At 68.5% G+C, this 18,162-nt stretch carries 20 protein-coding genes; 13 read left to right on the top strand and 7 right to left on the bottom strand.

Features of this window, described 5'->3' with window-relative positions; genetic code table 11:
* Window positions 1-2 precede the first annotated feature (2 nt).
* Window positions 3-317, bottom strand: coding sequence for a hydroxyisourate hydrolase (uraH, locus tag ACIRG5_RS35305; protein ID WP_402913041.1), 315 nt, complete (start codon window positions 315-317; stop codon window positions 3-5).
* A 143-nt stretch (window positions 318-460) separates the two neighbouring features.
* Here uraH and ACIRG5_RS35300 point away from each other — a divergent pair, with 143 nt between their 5' ends.
* Both ACIRG5_RS35300 and ACIRG5_RS35295 read left to right on the top strand, forming a co-directional pair.
* Window positions 461-1,900, top strand: coding sequence for a PucR family transcriptional regulator (locus tag ACIRG5_RS35300; protein ID WP_319979087.1), 1,440 nt, complete (start codon window positions 461-463; stop codon window positions 1,898-1,900).
* A gap of 9 nt (window positions 1,901-1,909) precedes the next feature.
* On the top strand, window positions 1,910-2,164 hold the full coding sequence (locus ACIRG5_RS35295; protein WP_402913038.1) for a hypothetical protein: 255 nt from the start codon (window positions 1,910-1,912) through the stop codon (window positions 2,162-2,164).
* A gap of 45 nt (window positions 2,165-2,209) precedes the next feature.
* On the opposite strand, the gene ACIRG5_RS35290 is transcribed toward ACIRG5_RS35295, so the two are convergent.
* Complete coding sequence (locus ACIRG5_RS35290) at window positions 2,210-2,749, bottom strand: hypothetical protein (RefSeq protein WP_402913036.1); 540 nt, start codon at window positions 2,747-2,749, stop codon at window positions 2,210-2,212.
* Window positions 2,750-2,920: 171 nt separating this feature from the next.
* Between ACIRG5_RS35290 and ACIRG5_RS35285 the strand changes: the two genes are divergently transcribed.
* From ACIRG5_RS35285 to ACIRG5_RS35250, 8 genes are all read left to right on the top strand, one after another.
* On the top strand, window positions 2,921-3,244 hold the full coding sequence (locus ACIRG5_RS35285; protein ID WP_402913033.1) for a hypothetical protein: 324 nt from the start codon (window positions 2,921-2,923) through the stop codon (window positions 3,242-3,244).
* Between the two features lie 51 nt (window positions 3,245-3,295).
* Window positions 3,296-4,033: a hypothetical protein gene (locus tag ACIRG5_RS35280; protein WP_402913031.1), complete on the top strand. Its 738-nt coding sequence runs from the start codon at window positions 3,296-3,298 to the stop codon at window positions 4,031-4,033.
* A gap of 119 nt (window positions 4,034-4,152) precedes the next feature.
* Window positions 4,153-4,995 (top strand): helix-turn-helix domain-containing protein, encoded by an 843-nt coding sequence (locus tag ACIRG5_RS35275; protein ID WP_402913028.1) that lies wholly within the window; start codon window positions 4,153-4,155, stop codon window positions 4,993-4,995.
* A 99-nt stretch (window positions 4,996-5,094) separates the two neighbouring features.
* Window positions 5,095-5,994 (top strand): superoxide dismutase, encoded by a 900-nt coding sequence (locus ACIRG5_RS35270; protein ID WP_402913025.1) that lies wholly within the window; start codon window positions 5,095-5,097, stop codon window positions 5,992-5,994.
* Between the two features lie 222 nt (window positions 5,995-6,216).
* Window positions 6,217-8,586 carry a nitrate- and nitrite sensing domain-containing protein gene (locus ACIRG5_RS35265; RefSeq protein WP_402913022.1) on the top strand — a complete coding sequence of 790 codons (2,370 nt, stop codon included), beginning with the start codon at window positions 6,217-6,219 and terminating at the stop codon, window positions 8,584-8,586.
* Window positions 8,583-9,017: a roadblock/LC7 domain-containing protein gene (locus ACIRG5_RS35260; RefSeq protein WP_093601109.1), complete on the top strand. Its 435-nt coding sequence runs from the start codon at window positions 8,583-8,585 to the stop codon at window positions 9,015-9,017. Before ACIRG5_RS35265 ends, ACIRG5_RS35260 begins: the two co-directional genes overlap by 4 nt.
* Window positions 9,017-9,382 (top strand): DUF742 domain-containing protein, encoded by a 366-nt coding sequence (locus ACIRG5_RS35255; RefSeq protein ID WP_319979095.1) that lies wholly within the window; start codon window positions 9,017-9,019, stop codon window positions 9,380-9,382. Before ACIRG5_RS35260 ends, ACIRG5_RS35255 begins: the two co-directional genes overlap by 1 nt.
* Window positions 9,363-9,944, top strand: coding sequence for a GTP-binding protein (locus ACIRG5_RS35250; RefSeq protein WP_402913017.1), 582 nt, complete (start codon window positions 9,363-9,365; stop codon window positions 9,942-9,944). Before ACIRG5_RS35255 ends, ACIRG5_RS35250 begins: the two co-directional genes overlap by 20 nt.
* Window positions 9,945-9,973: 29 nt before the next feature.
* Here the strand turns inward: ACIRG5_RS35250 and ACIRG5_RS35245 are convergent, their stop codons facing one another.
* The 5 genes from ACIRG5_RS35245 to ACIRG5_RS35225 all read right to left on the bottom strand — a co-directional run bounded on the left by ACIRG5_RS35245 (window position 9,974) and on the right by ACIRG5_RS35225 (window position 14,651).
* Entirely contained in the window at window positions 9,974-10,309 is a 336-nt protein-coding gene (locus ACIRG5_RS35245; protein WP_402913014.1) for a hypothetical protein, read from the bottom strand.
* Window positions 10,309-11,172, bottom strand: a complete 864-nt coding sequence (locus ACIRG5_RS35240; RefSeq protein WP_319979098.1) for a 3-hydroxybutyryl-CoA dehydrogenase — start codon at window positions 11,170-11,172, stop codon at window positions 10,309-10,311. Before ACIRG5_RS35240 ends, ACIRG5_RS35245 begins: the two co-directional genes overlap by 1 nt.
* On the bottom strand, window positions 11,165-12,058 hold the full coding sequence (locus ACIRG5_RS35235; RefSeq protein ID WP_402913011.1) for an NAD-dependent epimerase/dehydratase family protein: 894 nt from the start codon (window positions 12,056-12,058) through the stop codon (window positions 11,165-11,167). Before ACIRG5_RS35235 ends, ACIRG5_RS35240 begins: the two co-directional genes overlap by 8 nt.
* 12 nt (window positions 12,059-12,070) lie before the next feature.
* Window positions 12,071-12,880, bottom strand: a complete 810-nt coding sequence (locus ACIRG5_RS35230; protein WP_402913008.1) for an IniB N-terminal domain-containing protein — start codon at window positions 12,878-12,880, stop codon at window positions 12,071-12,073.
* A gap of 232 nt (window positions 12,881-13,112) precedes the next feature.
* On the bottom strand, window positions 13,113-14,651 hold the full coding sequence (locus ACIRG5_RS35225; RefSeq protein WP_402913005.1) for an amino acid permease: 1,539 nt from the start codon (window positions 14,649-14,651) through the stop codon (window positions 13,113-13,115).
* Window positions 14,652-14,777: 126 nt separating this feature from the next.
* Between ACIRG5_RS35225 and ACIRG5_RS35220 the strand changes: the two genes are divergently transcribed.
* The 3 genes from ACIRG5_RS35220 to ACIRG5_RS35210 are packed head-to-tail and all read left to right on the top strand — an operon-like array spanning window position 14,778 to window position 18,149.
* The gene (locus ACIRG5_RS35220) at window positions 14,778-16,118 is read left to right on the top strand and encodes a glutamine synthetase family protein (RefSeq protein WP_402913002.1); all 1,341 of its coding nucleotides are present in this window, start codon (window positions 14,778-14,780) and stop codon (window positions 16,116-16,118) included.
* Complete coding sequence (locus ACIRG5_RS35215) at window positions 16,105-16,800, top strand: gamma-glutamyl-gamma-aminobutyrate hydrolase family protein (protein ID WP_402913000.1); 696 nt, start codon at window positions 16,105-16,107, stop codon at window positions 16,798-16,800. The genes ACIRG5_RS35220 and ACIRG5_RS35215 overlap by 14 nt, the downstream gene beginning before the upstream one ends.
* Complete coding sequence (locus ACIRG5_RS35210) at window positions 16,797-18,149, top strand: aldehyde dehydrogenase family protein (protein WP_402912998.1); 1,353 nt, start codon at window positions 16,797-16,799, stop codon at window positions 18,147-18,149. Before ACIRG5_RS35215 ends, ACIRG5_RS35210 begins: the two co-directional genes overlap by 4 nt.
* Window positions 18,150-18,162: the final 13 nt, after the last annotated feature.

Below are 18,162 nucleotides of genomic sequence, written 5' to 3'. Positions count from 1 at the left end.
CGTCAGCTACCTCGGTAGGTGGAGTAGGCGAACGGCGACAGCAGCAACGGCACGTGGTAGTGCTGCGCCGGATCGGAGTAGTCGAAGGTGAGCACGACCTCGGGGAAGAACGGCGCCGCCTGCGCGGTGTCGAACACCAGCCGGTAGACCCCGGCCTCCAGACCATCACCCCATCCGGTGATCCGGCCATCGGTGTTCGTCTCGGCGCTGGCCACCTCGGTCCCGTCGCGGCGCTGCAGCGACACGGCGATTCCGGCGAACGGCCTGCCTCGCGCCGCGTCCAGCACATGCGTGGAGATCGTCACTCGCCCTCCCATCTGGTTGTGAGCCAGTACACAGACCTAGAGGTACACACCTCTACGGCGAGACACATGAATCAGGAGGTTCCTACACGTAACGAATTTGTGCTTTCCTACAAATGTCACTCCTTCTGGCTACGAATGGACGAAAGTGACCTCTCATGTTGCTCCTGCGGACGTTGCTGCAGATGCCGGAACTGCGCCTGAGCCTGCACACCGGTGAAGACCAGCTCGACCGCACCGTCACCCGCGTGTACGGAACGGAGCTGCCCGACCCCAGCCGGTACCTGTCCGGCGGGGAACTCGTGCTGTCCGGCCTGCTCTGGCACCACGGCCCGCAGGACTCCGAGACGTTCGTCCGCTCCCTCGCCTCGGCCCGCGTCGCCGGCCTGGCCGCGTCCGAGACCGAGAACCGCGCCCTGCCCGACGACCTCGTCGACGCCTGCCTCCGCCACCACGTGCCGCTGCTGGAGGTGCCGGTCGACCTCTCGTTCGCGACCATCACCGAACGCGTCTCGATGGAACTCGTCGGCCTCTCCCGCCACCGCCGCCTGCTGAACGTCGTCGCGGAGGGCTCCGGCCTGCCCGCGCTCCTGCTGGCGGGCAGCCACGAGCTCGGAGCGTCCTGCTGGGTCCTGTCCACGACCGGTCGCGTCGTCGCGGGCGGCGAACTGCGCGAGCGGGTCGCGCTGGTGAAGGAGTTCCTGCAGGCCGACCGCCTCCCGAAGACGGTCAGGGGCGTCACCCTGGTCCCCGTCTCCGAACGCGGCGGCAACCGGCTCACGAGCTGGATCCTCGTCGTGGGCGGCTCGGTGCAACCCGAGGCCGCCGCCGAACTCGCCTCGCTCGTGGGGCTGGAACGACTGCGCGAGGCCCAGGGCCGCCAGATCGAGAACCGCACGGCCGCGCCCCTGGTGTCCGCGGTGCTGAGCGGATCGGCCGACCTGGAGTCACGGCTGGCGGCCGCCGGGCTGGAGAGCGCCCAGCTGCGGGTGATCAGCGCGGTCACCTCCGACCAGCGAACGGAACTCGCGGCGGCGGTGCTGGAGGAAGCACTGCCCCAGGCACTCGTGACACCGGTCGGCGACACGGTCTACGCGGTGGCGAAGGCCGGCGACTCGGTGCCCGACGACGTCCGCGAGGCGATGCGCGTGATGGAACCGGGCCTCGGCTCGTCCCGCGTGCTCGTCGGCATCAGCTCACCGGTCACCTCTCGCGGTCTGCGCGGCGCCGCAGAGGAAGCCACGCACGCGCGTCGGCTGGGAGAACGCCGTGGCGGCCGCACGTGCGTGGTGGCGGGCGAGGAGATCGCACTGCACCAACTGCTGCTCGCGGGCGTGCCGGAGGAGTTGCGCGCGTCGTTGCGCCGACGACTTCTCGGCCCCGTGCTGGACTACGACGCCGAGCACGGGTCGGATCTCGTGGGCACGTTGAAGGTGTTCCTCGACTGCTCTGGTTCGTGGACCGCGGCGGCAGGAAAGTTGCACGTTCACGTGAACACGTTGCGGTATCGGGTGGGACGCGTGGAGGACCTGCTCGGCGCCGACCTGGCGGAGTTCGAGGCGCGCGTGGACCTCTTCCTGGCGTTGCAGTCGGGGTAGCTTGGGCGGGTGCCCGAACATCGGCCGATAGAACGAATCGCGGCCGACCTTCGTCGCGTGCGCCGGGTGCGGGCCTCCTTCGAGCCCGGGGCGTCCGCGATCAAGAAGATCGGCGCCCGGCAGGCCTATGACGCGCTGCTCGTCCAGGCCTGCACCGCGTTGGGCGTCGAGCACCGGTTGCATTTGCTGCCAGAAGGAATGGACCGCGAGATCGAGCGGTTGCGGGTCGAGGAATGCCTGAAGCATCAGGGGTTGTCGCTGTGACGTGCCGTGGGACGGCGTCCGGGCAGACGCCGTCCCACGGTCCGATCAGGAGATCTTGAAGGAGCCTGCGCGGTTGTCCCACGCTCCCAAGGTCCCGGCGTTGTCCAGCCACGCGGAGGCGGTGCCGGTCCCGCCGGTCCCGTCGAACAGCTTGACGTCGCACGAGTTGTACGTGCGCACCGAGCTGATCAGGTTGTTGCCCGCGCCGCCGAGCGGTGCTCCGCCCTCGTTGTCGGTCGTGCTCGAAGAGCAGCCGACCTGGTAGGCCGGGTTGAAGACCACCACTTCCGAGCCACCGAAGTTCGGGTCGTGGTAGAGCCTGGCGACCACGAGTCCGTCGCCCGGCGAGCCCGACTGACAGCCGAAGGTGTTGTCCCGGACCGCGCAGTAGTAGACGGCGGAGGCGTCGATGTCGGTCAGGTCCGACACCATGACCGGCGTGTCGCTGCTGACCGCCTCGATCTGGATCCCCGTCGTGTCGGCGGCGGGCGCCGCGCCGGCCGGACCGGCCGCCCCCAGCAGTGCTACCACGCCGAGCGCGGCAGCGGCGAGACCGGCCGCGCGGCGCTTCCGATGAACGTTCATTTCCGATTCCTCCCTCGATTGCCGGCGATCCCACGGCTTCCGGGATCTTGGCCGCACGAGCGTCTCGACCGGCTCTACATTTCTCCTACACGGTTGTCACTCTGATGGCTGATGCTTCTCGAGCCTTCAGGCTGATGCCGGAGCACCCGTGGGCTTCCTACCGTTCGGGACATGAAGACCGCTGCCTTACTCGTGGGCCTGCTGCTGGCCGGAAGCGCCGGCTGTGCGGCAGCGCCCAACATCCGCGTGGTGGTCGAGGGGACGGGCACGACCGACCGGCTCACCTACACGTTTCCCGGTGAGGAGGAACGGACCCTGCGCAACCCCGACCTGCCGTTCGAGCGCATGGGCAAGCGCAAGGGGAGGGTCGTCATCCGTCTGGAGGGCGTGCACGGCGAGCTCACGTGCAAGATCATCGTCAACGGGCGGCAGGTTCGTTCTTCGACGTCGAAGAACGGGGCCGCGCTCACGTGCGATCACTCTATGGCCGTCTGATGTAAGACGAGGAAAGCCCGTAACTTCAACGTGTCGGGGAGGTACGGGTTGATGAGTGACGTACTGGCTGTCAGAGCCACAGGGGTCATCAGGGGCAGGAACGACGTACCGCCGCGGTTCAGGCCGCCCGCGCCGCCGCGGCACTTCGTCGGCAGGGACGCGGAGCTGGCGGGCATCAGGGCCGGGGTGACGGTGCTGCACGGCGCGAGCGGGGTGGGGAAGACCGCGCTGGCGCTGAAGTGGTTGCGGGAGCGGGGATCCGGTGACCAGCTCTACGTCGACCTGGCCGCGCACGACCTGAGTCAGGTGCTGCGGGCGTTCGGGCTGGACGTCGAACCGGGTGACGAGCCGTCGGTCTTCCGCAGTCTCGTCACGCTGCGGCAGTTCACCCTGTTGCTGGACAACGCGGACTCCGCCGAGCAGGTGACGCCGCTGCTGCCCGCCTCGGGCACGGTGCTCGTCACGAGTCGTGCGAAGCTGAACCTGCCGCAGGCGCAGGAGATCGGTGTCGAGCCGCTGGCCGACGACGGACGGCTCGGGCCGTTGCTCGATCGGTCCTATGTGGAGCTTCCGGAACGGCAGGCGCGGCTCTACCGGCTGTGCGCGTGGGAGCCGGACGCGTTCGGCGTGCCGGTGGCGGCGGCGATCGCGGGCGAGGCCGACTGCGACGTCGAGGACGCGCTGGACGACCTGGTGGAGAAGTCGTTGCTGACGGAGGTCGGGGACTACGCGTTCCGCTTCCATGACCTCGTGCGTGCTCATGCGCGCGCAAAGCGCTATCAATCGTAAATAGGGCGCACGGCCGTTTAACGCAAAGCATTCCGTCTAACGAAGATCGTTGGCAGTAAAGGGTTGTCCACACCGACCCGTCCCTTTCGGGAATCCGAATTGGTCATATCCTTCGCGTCATGCCGAAGGATTTCCGGGCCACGACGCTCGAACGCGCCATCGGGCGGCAGCTGGCCGGGTGGCGCGACGAGCGCGAGCTGAGCCTCACGGAGGCCGGCCAGCGCGTGGGTTTCAGCAGTGCCAAGCTGTCCATGATGGAGAACGCGGTGCAGCCGTCGGCGCCCGTGGACGTCATGGCGCTCGGTTACGTCTACAAAGTGCCGACTCCGGAATGGCAGGCCGTGGTGTTGCGGGCGCAGTACGCGGAACGGGCCCGTGCGCGCGCCGGTGGCGACGGCCTGCACTTCGATCCGGGCGCGGACTTCGCGAATCTGGTGTTCGAGGCGACGTTGTTGCGCGTGTTCACGACGGATCTCGTTCCGGCGGTGTTCCAGCTCCCCGGTTACACGAACGCCGTTCTGCAGGACGACGATCCGGTGCGGACGGCGCGGCTCGCGATGGTGCGGGAGGCGTGGGCGACGCGGCTGACCGACAAGGATCCGCTGGCCGTGCGGGCGGTGTTCCCGGAGGCCGTGCTGCGGCAGGTGATCGGCGGGCCGCGGGTGATGAAGGCGCAGCTGCTGCACCTGATGGAGGTCAGCGAGCACGAGGCGGTGACGGTGCAGGTCGTGCCGCGCGGGGCCGGGGCGTATCCGGCGATGGGGTCGCCGTTCACGTTGCTGGGTTTCCCGCACCGGCAGCACAACGACGTGGCGTACCTGGAGACGTTCATCAAGGGCGAGTACGTCGAGGAGCCGGGGCTGACCGAGCAGTGCGCGCTGCGGTTCGAGAGCCTGCGAGACGTCGCCCTGGGGACGGGGGAGTCGCTGGAGCTCATCGCCGAGGCCGCCGCTGACCTGTAGAGATGTCGGATTCCTGAGAAAACTCCTGTTCGGCCGCCAGCAGGAGAAGGATCAGGGACGCACCCCAATCCGAGATATCTCCTCTGGCAAGGAGGCGGCATGTACCGCAGATTCGGTGTCCTGCTCGCGGCGGTCCTGGGCGTCACGCTCACCGCCGCGGCGCCGGCCACCGCGGACGGTTCCACGCACTTCCCCACCGAGTTCTCCCTGCCCAACGGGTGGCAACCCGAAGGCATCGCGATCAGCGGCACCACGGCCTACTTCGGGTCGCGGGCCGACGGGTCGATCTACGCGGCGGACCTGCGCACCGGCACGGGCAAGGTGCTCGCGAAGGGGCCCGGCACGCCGTCGCTCGGTCTGAAGGTCGACAACCGCAAACGGCTGTGGGTCTCGGGTGGCACGGGCGGCGACGCACGGGTCTACGACACGCGCACGGGTGCGTTGCTGGCGAAGTTCCAGTTCGCCACCGCGGACACGTTCGTCAACGACGTCGTGCTGACCGACAGGTCGGCGTGGTTCACGGACTCGCGCAAGGCCGTGCTCTACGAGGTGCCGCTGAGCCTGAAACCGCACCGGACGCTCGCGCTGACCGGCGACCTCGTCGTCACCCCCGGCGCGACGAACCTCAACGGCATCGTCACGGGGCTCGACGGCGGCTTGATCGTCGTGCAGAGCAACACCGGAAAGCTCTTCCGGATCGATCCCCGGAGCGGCGAATCGACCGAGATCAATTTGAGCGGTCAAACACTCACCAATGGTGACGGTCTGTTGCGTGAGGGACGGCAGTTGTACGTGGTGCAAAACAGGTTGAACAAAGTCGCGCGCTACACGCTCAGTCGTGATGGCGCGACGCTCGCGGCGGAACGCACGGACGCCAGGTTCGACGTTCCCACGACGGTCGCCGCGTTCGGCAAGCGCCTCTACCTGCCGAATGCCCGGTTCAGCACGCCTCCGACGCCCGAGACGACTTACAACGTCGTCGCGGTGGAGCGCCCGTAGAACGAGCGACAGAACTAGCCCGTACGGGGGTTCTCACAAGGCAAGAACCCCCGTACTGGGTGTTGCTCCAGTCACTCGACTGGGTAGCCTGCGACCGCGTACTGCGTGTGATCGCTGTCATTGGGTAACGATGATCTCTCCCCGTAACCTAAATGCAGCCGAAGGAGTTAGTTGGGTTACCCGCAGCGCTAGCCGTGGGACACAGGAGACCGTGAGAGCGCTGTGAACGAGAAGAGCGGTTACACACCGACCAACTACCGGACCATTCGGTCCCGGCTGGCCGGTGTCGTGGTCGTTCCCAGCGTGGTCCTGCTGGTCATGTGGGCCGTTTTCTCCTCGTACACCCTTTTTGACGGTTTCTACATGCGGTCGGTCGCCGCCGGGGTCAAGGGCGCGACGATCCCGTCCGTCGAGGCGCTCGCCGGACTGCAGAAGGAACGCCAGCTGACCCTGGAGGTCCTCAGCGGCGTCGGGGGTGTCGACAAGGCCGGGCTGAAACGTCAGCAGGGCGTCACCGACGAAGCCGTGCGCAAGATGAAGGACGCGTTCGCGGAACTCTCCGACAGCGCGCCCCAGGACACCGTCGACCGGATCAACGCCCTCGACTCCGTGCTGAACGAGCTGCCTCAGCAGCGCACGCGCATCGACTCGGGGTCGGCGAACCCCCAGGCCGTCTACGACTACTACAACAGCCTGCTCGACTCGGGCGTCGCGCTGCTCGCCCGGCAGGCGCGTCTGGTGCCCGACTCGGAGGCGAGCCAGGCGAACGTCCAGGCCGTCACGATCTTCCAGGCCGCGGACTGGCTGTCACGCGGTGCCACGATCGGTTCGCGCGGGTTGCTCAACGGCAGGTTCACCCCGGCCGAACGGGTCGAGTTCGCCCGGCTGGTCGGCGCGTACCACTCGAGTCTCGACGCCACGATCCCGTTCGCGCTGGAGCAGCCGCGCTCGCTGTACGACGCGCTGCGTGGCAGCACCGAATACCGGTCGCTGCTCGATCTCGAAGGCCGGATCATCAACTCCGACGCGACGGTGACCGACGCGCAGTGGCGCGGGGTGGCCGCGCCGGTGCACGACAACCTCGTCGGGCTCGCCGTCACGCAGGCCCGCGACGCCGCCGACCTCGGTCTCGACAAGGCCAACAGCCGGGTCGCCGCGGTGCTCATCGGCAGCCTGATCGCGTTGCTCGCAGTCGTCGTCGGCATCGTGCTGGCGTTGCGCATCTCGAACCGGCTCGTCTCGCGCGCCCTGGTCACCCGGCTGGCGTCGCTGCGGGAGGACACGCTGCGGCTCGCGCAGGAACGGCTGCCGCACATCGTGGCGCGGCTGCGCGGCGGCGAGCAGGTGGACGTCCACCGCGACATGCCGCCGCTCGACTACGGCAACGACGAGATCGGCCAGGTCGCGGACGCGTTCAACGCCGCCCAGTACACGGCGGTCGCGGCGGCGGTGAAGGAGACGCAGGCACGCGAGGGCGTGAACCGGGTCTTCCTCGACATCGCGCACCGCAACCAGGGCCTGGTGCACCGGCAGATCAAGATCCTCGACAAGCTGGAGCGCGAGGAGGAGCACCCCGAGCGGCTCGACTCGCTGTTCCAGCTCGACCACCTGGCCACCCGCGCCCGCCGCAACGCGGAGAACCTGATCATCCTCGCCGGGGAGCAGCCGGGCAGGCAGTGGCGCAAGCCGGTGCGCCTGAGCGACGTCCTGCGGTCCGCGGTCGCCGAGACCGAGCAGTACGTCCGGGTCAGGGTCAACCCGGTGCCGGACCGCGCGCTGGTGGGCGTGGCCGTCGCCGACACCATCCACCTGCTCGCGGAACTCGTCGACAACGCGACGGCGTTCTCCTCGCCGCGCTCCGAGGTGATCGTCCACTCCAACGCCGTGCCGCACGGGATCGTGATCGAGATCGAGGATCACGGCCTCGGCATGACGCAGGAGGAACGCCTGCAGGCCAACGCGAAGCTCTCCAACCCGCCCGACTTCGAGACGATGGCGTTCCGCGGCGAGTCCCGGCTGGGACTGTTCGTCGTCGCCAGACTCGCCGCCCGGCGCGGCATCAAGGTGGAGTTGCGCGACTCGCCCTACGGCGGCACGGTCGCGTTGTGCGTCCTGCCGCCGAACATCGTCGCCCCGCACAACGCCGCCGGCGACATCACCGAGACCACGCAGATGCCGGTGCAGTCGTTCCACGACACGTACCACGGCCACGGCGCGGACCACCCGAGCTTTCCCGTGAAGGTGAATCCCGAAGTGCAGGAGGCACTGAACGCGGGGCTGAGGGCGCTCGTAGAACCTGATATGAGCCCAGTTGCCCCCGCGGCCGTGTCCGCAGCAGAAGCATCGGTGGAGGAACCGACCCCCGCGGCACCTCCGGCCCAGGACGGGAAGGCACCCCTTCCCCGCAGGAAGAAGCGGCAGAACCTCGCGCCGCAGCTCATGCAGTCCTCGGAGGAGCCGCCACCCGCCGAGCCGGTGACCGGCGAAAGGCTGGCCGAGCGATCCCGTGACGGACTGGCCGCGTTCCAGCGCGGCACCCGTGACGCCCGGCTGACCGACGACTGGAGATCAGAAGGAGCCCCCTCGTCATGAAGGACAACGCAAGCCAGCACGGCGAACTGAACTGGTTGCTGGAGGACCTGATCCAGCGAGTGGTCGGCGCCCGCCACGCGGTCGTGCTGTCGGCGGACGGACTCCTGCTCGGCCGCTCGGCCGGGCTGTCCCGCGACGACTCGGAGCACCTGTCCGCGATGGCGTCGGCGTTCCAGTCGCTCGCCCGCGGCACCGGCCGGCACTTCGGAGGTGGCGCCGTCCGGCAGACGATCGTGGAGATGGAACACGCGTATCTTTTCGTGACGGCCGCCGGTCACGGTGCCTGCCTGGCCGTGCTGGGCGAGGAGGACGCGGACATGGGCATGATCGCCTACGAGATGAACATGCTGGTCAAGAGGGTGGGCACGTACCTGTCGTCGGCTCCGCGCCAGGAGACGGCGACTGTGCCCTCGGCGCGTGAGTCGCGCTGATGACCGGGCGCGACGACTGGTGGTACGACGAGGCCGCGGGACCGTTGGTGCGGCCCTACGCGATGGTGCGCGGCCGCACCCGGCCGAACGCGCCTGACCTTCATCTGGTCACGCAGGTCCGTGCCTCCGCGTTTGCGTCCGACCAGACGTCGCTGATGGTCGAACATCGCGAGATCATGGCACTGTGCGCACGCCCGCTCTCGGTCGCCGAGGTCGCCGCCTACCTCGACGTGCCGCTCGTCGTGGTGAAGGTCCTGCTGTCGGACCTCATCGAGCGTGGCGACGTGCTCGTGCAGAACTCCACCCCCAAGATTCCCGACCGGGATCTCCTGCAGGCCGTACTGGATGGTGTTCGTGGGATCTGATGGCCAGCTGAACGTGCCGACCGCGGTCAAGATCGTCATCGCGGGCGGGTTCGGCACCGGCAAGACCACCATGGTCGCGTCGGTGTCCGAGATCCCGCCGCTTCGGACCGAGGAACTGCTCACCGAGGCCGGTGTGCACGTCGACGACCTCGCGGGCATCGAGGGCAAGGACACCACCACCGTCGCCCTCGACTTCGGCCGCATCACCATCAACACCAAGGTGGTGCTCTACCTGTTCGGCACGCCGGGCCAGAACAGGTTCTGGTTCATGTGGGACGAGCTGGCGACCGGTGCCATCGGCGCCGTGGTCCTGGTGGACACGCGGCGCCTCGACTCGTCGTTCCCCTCGATCGACTTCTTCGAGCACCGCGGGATCCCGTTCATCGTCGCCGTGAACTGCTTCGACGGGTCTCAGCAGTACACGGTGGACGAGGTCCGGCACGCCCTGGACCTGGACGAGGCGATCCCGGTGCTGCTGTGCGACGCGCGGAACCGGGAGTCCTCGAAGGCCGTGCTCGTCGGGCTGATCCAGCACTCGATGAACCGGCTGGCCGCGGTCTAGCGATCGCTCACGTGGCGCGCGTCCGCGGGTCAGGAACCCTCGCGGACGACGTGCTCGACGAGCCTGAGCGCCTCGTCGATCGGCACGGTGTCCGTGTCCGGGTACTCGTCGTTCTGGCCGTTGGAGAGCACGAAACCGCCGCTGGAGCCTGTGGCTTCCGGGTCTGTTGCGTGTTCACCGGGGTCGCCTTCCCCGTCGAGCAGCATCACCATGGCGCGCTCGGCGTTGGTCACGAAGGCGAGCATGCGGCCGGACTCGCTGGTCAGCCAGGTTTCGAGGTGCCCGGCACTGATCCTCGCGCGCAAAGCGGCGACCACCTCGCCGGGTGCGAGGTGGTCGCCGTCAACGGTCCAGCTCTCCGGCACTACTTGGCGTAGTTGTGGAAACCCCGGCCCGACTTCTTGCCCAGCAGGCCCGCGTCCACCATGCGCAGCAGCAGCGGCGGCGGCGAGTACAGCGGCTCCTTGAACTCGTCGTACATCGACTCGGCGATGGCCTTCGTGGTGTCGAGGCCGATCAGGTCGGTGAGGCGCAGCGGACCCATCGGGTGCGCGCAGCCGAGCACCATGCCGTTGTCGATGTCGTCGGCCGAGGCGAAGCCGGACTCCAGCATGCGGATCGAGGAGAGCAGGTAGGGGATCAGCAGCGCGTTGACCACGAAGCCGGCGCGGTCCTGCGAGCGGATGACCTCCTTGCCCAGCGTGGCGCGCACGAACGCCTCGGCGCGGACCTGGGTGGTGGCGCCGGTCAGCAGCGACGGCACGATCTCCACGAGCTTGAGCACCGGCACCGGGTTGAAGAAGTGCACGCCGATGACCTGCTCGGGGCGGCCGGTGGCCATGCCCAGCTTCATGATCGGGATGGACGACGTGTTGGACGCGAAGATGGCGTCCTCGTCCTTCACGACCTTGTCGAGCGTGGTGAAGACGTCCGTCTTGATCTGCTCGTTCTCGGCGACCGCCTCGACCACGAACTGCCGGTCGGCGAACTCGCCCATGTCCGTGGTGAACCGGATGCGCCCCAGGGCGGCGTCGCGGTCCTCCTCGCTGAGCTTGCCCGACTTGACGCCCCTGGCCAGCGAGGTGGCGATCCGCCCCTGCGCTGCCTCGGCCGCGCCCGCGTTGACCTCGGCGACGATGACGTCGAGGCCGGCACGGGCACTCACCTCGGCGATTCCGGAGCCCATGAGCCCGGAACCGACGACTCCCACACGTTGAATGTCACTCACGCGACCGATCCTGCCACGACCTGCTCGAAACGAGGTCGCGGAGCGTCTCCTGGACGGTGGCCGCGTAGTCGCCGACCGGCCGGTAGCCGAGTGCGAGAGCGGCGGACGTGTCCAGGACGAAGCCGCGGTGCCACGGGTGGCGGCCGGCCTGGTCGTGGTCCAGCAGGATCTCGTGCCACTCGTGGCCGAGCGAGCCCGCGATGATCCGGGAGATCTCCAGGCCGTTCGGGGCGTCCGGGTCGGCGGCGTTCAGCACGCGCGCGCCGGGGCGCAGGGCGGCGGTCTCGATCAGCGCGGCGAGGTTCGCGGTGGAGGTCGGGTGGTCGACGCCCTTGCCGCGTGACGCCAGCACGACGACCTTGTTCCCGGCGAGGATCCGTTCGACGAAGTACTGCTCCAACGGCCGTTTGTTGCCCGGACCGTGCACTTTGGACGGTCGCAGCACGGTGACCGGCAGGCCGCTGTCGAGAAGCGTTCGCTCCGCCGCGACCTTGTTCGGCCCGTATCCCTCGCGGGTGAACGGGTCCGAGTCGAGTGGTGCGAGCGTCGGCTGGTCCTCGGTCACCGGGGCGTCGAAGCGCGGCGGCTCGGAGGAGTTCGCGTGGCGTCCGTGAGAGTCCACGTACACGGCCTTGGCGGAGATCATCACTGTCGAGATGGCCTTGCGCGCCAATGGCATCAGCGTGCGCGCGTCGGCGACGGAGTAGCAGAGGGTGTCGACGAGGAGGTCGGCGCCGTCGCCCATCGCGGCGGCCAGGGCTTCGGGATCGCCGCGATCGACCTCACGGCCGGGGGCGTCGACGGTCCAACCGGCCTCCCGCAGACGCCGAGCGGCGGCACGGCCGATGAGGCCCGTGCCGCCGAGGATCAACGCTCGTCTGCTCATTCGAGCATCAGATCAGAGGCCCAGGTGGAGGCCTTCGGTCAGGCCGCCGACGCCGTCGAGCAGGTCGAGATCGGTGACGCCGCCGAGCACGTCGCCGCCGAGCGCGTTGCCGACGGTGTCGTGGACGGTGTCGTGCACGCCGGCGACCGGCGCGACGTCCGGGACGACCTCGTGGACCACGTCGGTGACGGTCGTGACGTCGGTGGTGACGGCGCCGAGCACACCGGGCACGCCGTCGACGGACACGACGTCGGTCACACCGGTGACGGTGCCGAGAACGCCGTTGACGTCCGTCACGCCGGTCACCGTGCCGAGCACGTCGCCGGTGCCGGCAAGACTCGTGACACCGGACAGGTCGGTGACGTTGCCGAGGTCCGTCACGTTGCCGAGGTCCGTGACGCCACCCAGGTCGCTGAAGCCGGGGACGAGACCGGTGACGCCGTCGAGCGTGCCCGACACGTCGCCGTGGCCGGACAGGTCGCCGACGAGACCGTTGGCGGCGTCGAGGTCCGCGAGGCCCGTGAGGGCGCTGTAGGACGAGAGGCCGTCGACGTCCGCGATCGAGACGGCGTCGAGCACCAGCGGGAGGATCTCCTGGACGTCACCGGGGGTGATGTCGTTCAGGCCGCAGGATCCCAGGACGCCTTCGGGGTCGAGGTTGAACGCAGACAGGGCCGCCGGGTCGTTCAGGAGGTTCAGGGCGAACTCCTGCAGCGTGGCCGGCTGGGCCTCCTGAGGCACGGCCGCCGGGGTGGCCGGTGCGGGCGCGGCGGGCTGAACGGGCTGCTGCGGGGTGGCCGGCTGGATGTCCTGCTGCATCATGGAAGTGAAGCTCCTACGGCGGTTCGGGGGATGTCGCCAGGAACCGTATTGAGATCAACGTCCCCCTGACATCGGGCGTGATCCCTAGATTTCGGGCGGCCGAGCTCCTTAGGGGCCGACCATCACCCGTTAGGGGGATGCTGCACCTCGTTAGGGGCACCGCGTCCACCCGGACGCAAAGCGGCGGCACGGCCGACGAGGTCCGTGCCGCCGAGGATCGACGTTCGCCTGCTCAGACCGAGTCGAGATCCCGTTCGATCGCGGCCAGTTCCTCCGGCGTGCCCTGGACCTTGGGGCCGGTGAACCACTTCCGCGCGGACACGAGCCACCAGATGCCCGCGAACCCGAGCACGACCAGCACGGCGATCGGCGTGTAGTTGAACGTCTTCGCCGTCACCGGACTGGCCTGGGGCAGCATGAACAGCACGGTGATGAACAGGACCCACGCCACCGCGATGACGCCGATCGGCCTGCTCCACCTGCCGAGGTGCCACGGCCCGCGCTGGAACCGGTCGCCCTGCAGCAGCCGCAGCAGGGTCGGCAGCACGTACGCGATGTAGAGGCCGATCACCGCGATCGACGTGACGGCGGCGTACGCGGTCGCGTTCCACAGGTACGGCAGGCCGAGCACGAACGCGCCGCCGGCGGCCAGCCAGATCGCGTTGGTGGGCGTCCGGGTGCGCTTGTTGATCTTGTGCCACACCCGCGACGCCGGCAGCGCGCCGTCACGGGAGAACGCGTAGATCATCCGCGAGTTCGCGGTGACCGACGACATGCCGCAGAACAGCTGCGCGCCGATCGCGATCAGCAGCAGGAGCTTGCCGCCGGTCACGCCGAGCGCGTCGATGAAGATCTGCGCCGGGGGCACGCCCGTCGAGCTCGCGATGGCACCGTCGTAGTCGCGGATCGCGAACGTGATGCCCACCAGCAGCACCCAGCCCGCGATGAGCGACACCACGATCGACATCACGATGCCGCGCGGTCCGCTGCGGGCCGCGTCGTGCGTCTCCTCGGTCATGTGCGCCGAGGCGTCGTACCCGGTGAAGGTGTACTGCGCCAGCAGAAGCCCGAGCATGCCGACGTAGAACGCCGACGACCAGCCGGTGTTGTTGACGAACGTCGTGAAGACCCATGACGCGGACTGGTGCTCCGACGGCAGGATCACCAGAGCACCGACGATGACGAGCACGCCGACGATGTGCCACCACACGCTGATGTCGTTCAACAGCGAGACGAGCTTGACGCCGAACGTGTTGAGCAACCCGTGCAGCACGAGGACGATGCCGAAGATCAGGATCGTGTGCGGGGGCGTGGCCGCGAAGCCGAACTGCAGGTCGAGGAACGCGTTGATGAAGAACGCCGCGCCGAAGTCGATGCCCGCGGTCACCGCGACCTGGCCGAGGAAGTTGAACCAGCCGGTGAACCACGACCAGGCGGCGCCGTTGCTCGGCGCGAGCTTCGCCGCCCAGTAGTACAGCCCGCCCGCCGTCGGGTAGCTCGAGCAGACCTCCGCCATCGCCAGGCCGACGATCAGCGTCATCAGGCCGACGAACGGCCAGCCCCACACGATCAGCGCGGGACCACCTGTGTTCATGCCGAAGCCGTACAGGGTGAGGCAGCCGGAGAGGATCGAGATGATCGTGAACGACACCGCGAAGTTGGAGAAGCCGGACATGGTCCGGGAGAGCTCCTGCGCATAGCCGAGCTCGTGCAGCCGCTGTTCGTCGGCCGACCGTGAGGGGGTTGGGGGACTGTCTGCATCGTGACTCATCGGCGTCCTCCTCAATTGGACTCCGTCCAGTCCTTTAGACGGTGGTCGAGGGTGGCGCTCGCCACCCAGTGGTGTCAAGATGGTGCGGCCAATGGCTCGCAGACATACCTTTGGAGGACCGTCGGGATGCTGACCGTCGAGGAGTTGCGCGAGGCCGTGGACGCCGGTGAGATCGACACCGTCCTGGTCGCGATCGTGGACATGCAGGGCCGCCTGCAGGGCAAGCGTTGCGCCGCTCAGTACTTCCTCGACGAGGTCCTCGGGCACTCCGCGGAGGGCTGCAACTACCTGCTCGCCGTCGACGTCGAGATGAACCCGGTCAGCGGCTTCGAGATGTCGAGCTGGGAGCGCGGGTACGGCGACTTCGTGATGAAGCCGGACGTGGAGACGCTCCGGCGCGTGCCGTGGCAGGAGGGCACCGCGCTCGTCATGTGCGACGTCGTCTGGGAGAACGGCGACCCGGTGGTCGCCTCGCCGCGCCAGGTCCTGCGCAAGCAGCTCGACCGGCTCGCCGAGCTCGGACTGGACTGCTACGTCGGCACCGAACTGGAGTTCATCCTCTTCGACGACTCCTACGAGCAGGCGTGGAACGCCGGCTACCGCAACCTCACGCCGTCGAACCAGTACAACGTCGACTACTCGCTGCTCGGCACCGCGCGCGTGGAACCGTTGCTGCGGGCCATTCGCAACGGCATGACGGGCGCGGGCATGGTCGTCGAGTCGGCCAAGGGCGAGTGCAACCCCGGACAGCACGAGATCGCGTTCAAGTACACGACGGCGCTGCGCACGTGCGACCAGCACGCCATCTACAAGAACGGCTCCAAGGAGATCGCGGCACAGCAGGGCAAAGCGCTCACGTTCATGGCGAAGTACAACGAACGCGAGGGCAACTCCTGCCACATTCACCTTTCCCTGCGCTCCAAGGAAGGCGAGCCGGTCTTCGCCGAGGGCCACGGCATGTCGCAGCTGATGAAGCACTTCCTGGCGGGTCAGCTGGCCGGGCTGCGGGAGCTCACCTACTTCCTCGCGCCGAACATCAACTCCTACAAGCGTTTCGTGAAGGGCTCGTTCGCGCCGACCGCGGTGGCGTGGGGTCGTGACAACCGCACGTGCGCGCTGCGGGTCGTCGGCCACGGTCACGGGCTGCGGTTCGAGAACCGGGTTCCCGGCGGTGACGTGAACCCGTACCTCGCGGTGGCGGCGCTGATCGCGGCGGGCCTGCACGGCGTCGAGCAGAAGCTGGAACTGGAGGACGAGTTCGTCGGCAACGCCTACGCGTCCGACCGGCCGACCGTGCCGACGACTTTGAAGGAGTCCGCGGAACTGCTGGCGGGCAGCACGATCGCGCGCGACGCGTTCGGCAAGGACGTCGTCGACCACTACCTGAACGCGGCCAAGGTCGAGCTGACCGCGTTCGAGGCGGCGGTCACGGACTGGGAGAAGGTGCGCGGGTTTGAGCGTCTCTGAGCCGCTCATCGGCATCAGCACGTACCTGGAGCGCACGCGCTTCGGGCTCTGGGACGTGGAAGCGGCGGTGCTCTACCGCGGCTACCTCGACTGCGTCGTCGAGGCGGGCGGCAACCCCGTCATGCTGCCGCCGGTCGGCACCTGGAACGCCGAGACCATCGGGTTCCTCGACGGCCTGGTGATCGCGGGCGGCGCCGACGTCGACCCCGCCGCCTACGGAGCCGAGAAGCACGAACGGACCGGCGAACCGAGCCGCGCCCGCGACGACGCCGAGTTCGCGCTCGTCGAGGCCGCGCTGAAGCTCGACCTGCCGGTGCTCGGCGTGTGCCGCGGCATGCAGGTGCTCAACGTGGCGCTCGGAGGCACGCTGCACCAGCACATCGAGGGCCACAACGAGGCACCCGGCGTGTTCGGGAGCACCGACATCACGGTCGCCGCCGATACCCAGCTGTACGCGATCCTGGGCGATCGAACGACCGTTCAGTGCCATCACCACCAGTCGCTGGACCGCGTGGCGGACGGGCTGCGCGTCACCGCGAAGGCACCCGACGGGACCGTGGAAGCCGTTGAGCTGGACGGAGCGCGGTTCGTCGTCGGCGTGCAGTCGCACCCGGAACAGGACATCGAGGACCTGAGGCTTTTCGAAGCTCTCGTAGCCGCCGCAAGGAGTAAAGCGTCGTGACCTTTGACGTCATCAACCCCGCCACCGAGAAGGTCGTGCGGTCCGTGCCGCACGCCACTCTCGGCGACACGGACGCGGCGATCGGCCGGGCGCAGAAGGCGTTCGAGAGCTGGCGGAACGTCGCCCCCGGCGATCGCGCCCGGCTGCTGCGGAAGTTCGCGGAGATCGTCGACTCGCACGTCGAGGAACTGGCGCGGCTGGAGGTCGAGAACTCCGGGCACACCATCGGCAACGCGCGGTGGGAGGCGGGCAACGTCCGCGACGTGCTCCAGTACTACTCGGCCGCCCCGGAACGCCTGTTCGGCAAGCAGATCCCGGTCGCGGGCGGGCTCGACGTCACGTTCCACGAACCGCTCGGCGTCGTCGGCGTGATCGTGCCGTGGAACTTCCCGATGCCCATCGCGGGCTGGGGGTTCGCGCCCGCACTCGCGGCCGGCAACACGGTGGTTCTGAAACCCGCCGAGGTGACGCCGCTGACCGCGATCCGGCTCGGCGAGCTGGCGCTGGAGGCGGGCATCCCGGAGGGCGTGTTCCAGGTCCTGCCGGGCAAGGGCAGCGTCGTCGGCAATCGGTTCGTCACGCATCCGTTGGTGCGCAAGGTCGTCTTCACCGGCTCGACCGAGGTCGGCAAGCAGATCATGGCGGGCTGCGCGAACCAGGTGAAGCGGGTGACCCTGGAACTGGGCGGCAAGTCGGCGAACATCGTCTTCGCGGACTCCGACCTGGAGAAGGCCGCCGCCACGGCGCCGTACGGCGTGTTCGACAACGCCGGGCAGGACTGCTGCGCCCGGTCGCGCATCCTCGTTCAGGCCAGCGTCTACGACAGGTTCATGGAACTGCTGGAACCCGCGGTCAAGGGCGTCAAGGTCGGCGAGCCCGGCGACGAGGCGACCGAGATGGGGCCGCTCATCACCGCGGCGCACCTGGACAAGGTCGCGTCTTACGTCCCAGACGACACCCACGTCGCGTTCCGCGGATCGTCGCCGGACGGACCTGGTTTCTGGTTCCCGCCCACGGTTCTGACGCCTCCAGCCAGCCACGTGACGGTCACCGAGGAGATCTTCGGACCGGTCGTCGTCGTGCTGCCGTTCACCGACGAGGCCGACGCGATCCGGATCGCGAACGACTCCGAGTACGGGCTGTCCGGGTCGATCTGGACGAACGACGTCGGCCGCGCGATCCGCGTCTCGCGCGCGGTCGAGGCCGGGAACCTGTCGGTGAACTCGCACTCGTCCGTCCGCTACTGGACGCCGTTCGGCGGGGTGAAGCAGTCGGGCCTCGGCCGTGAGCTCGGCCCGGACGCGCTCGACTCGTTCACCGAAGTCAAGAACGTCTTCATCGCTACCTGATTCCAGGCGAACC

It is taken from the genome of Lentzea sp. NPDC102401 (assembly GCF_044765805.1).
GTDB lineage: Bacteria > Actinomycetota > Actinomycetes > Mycobacteriales > Pseudonocardiaceae > Lentzea > Lentzea sokolovensis.
Note: the sequence above shows the minus strand (reverse complement) of the source record. Positions and strands in the feature narration are given on the sequence as shown.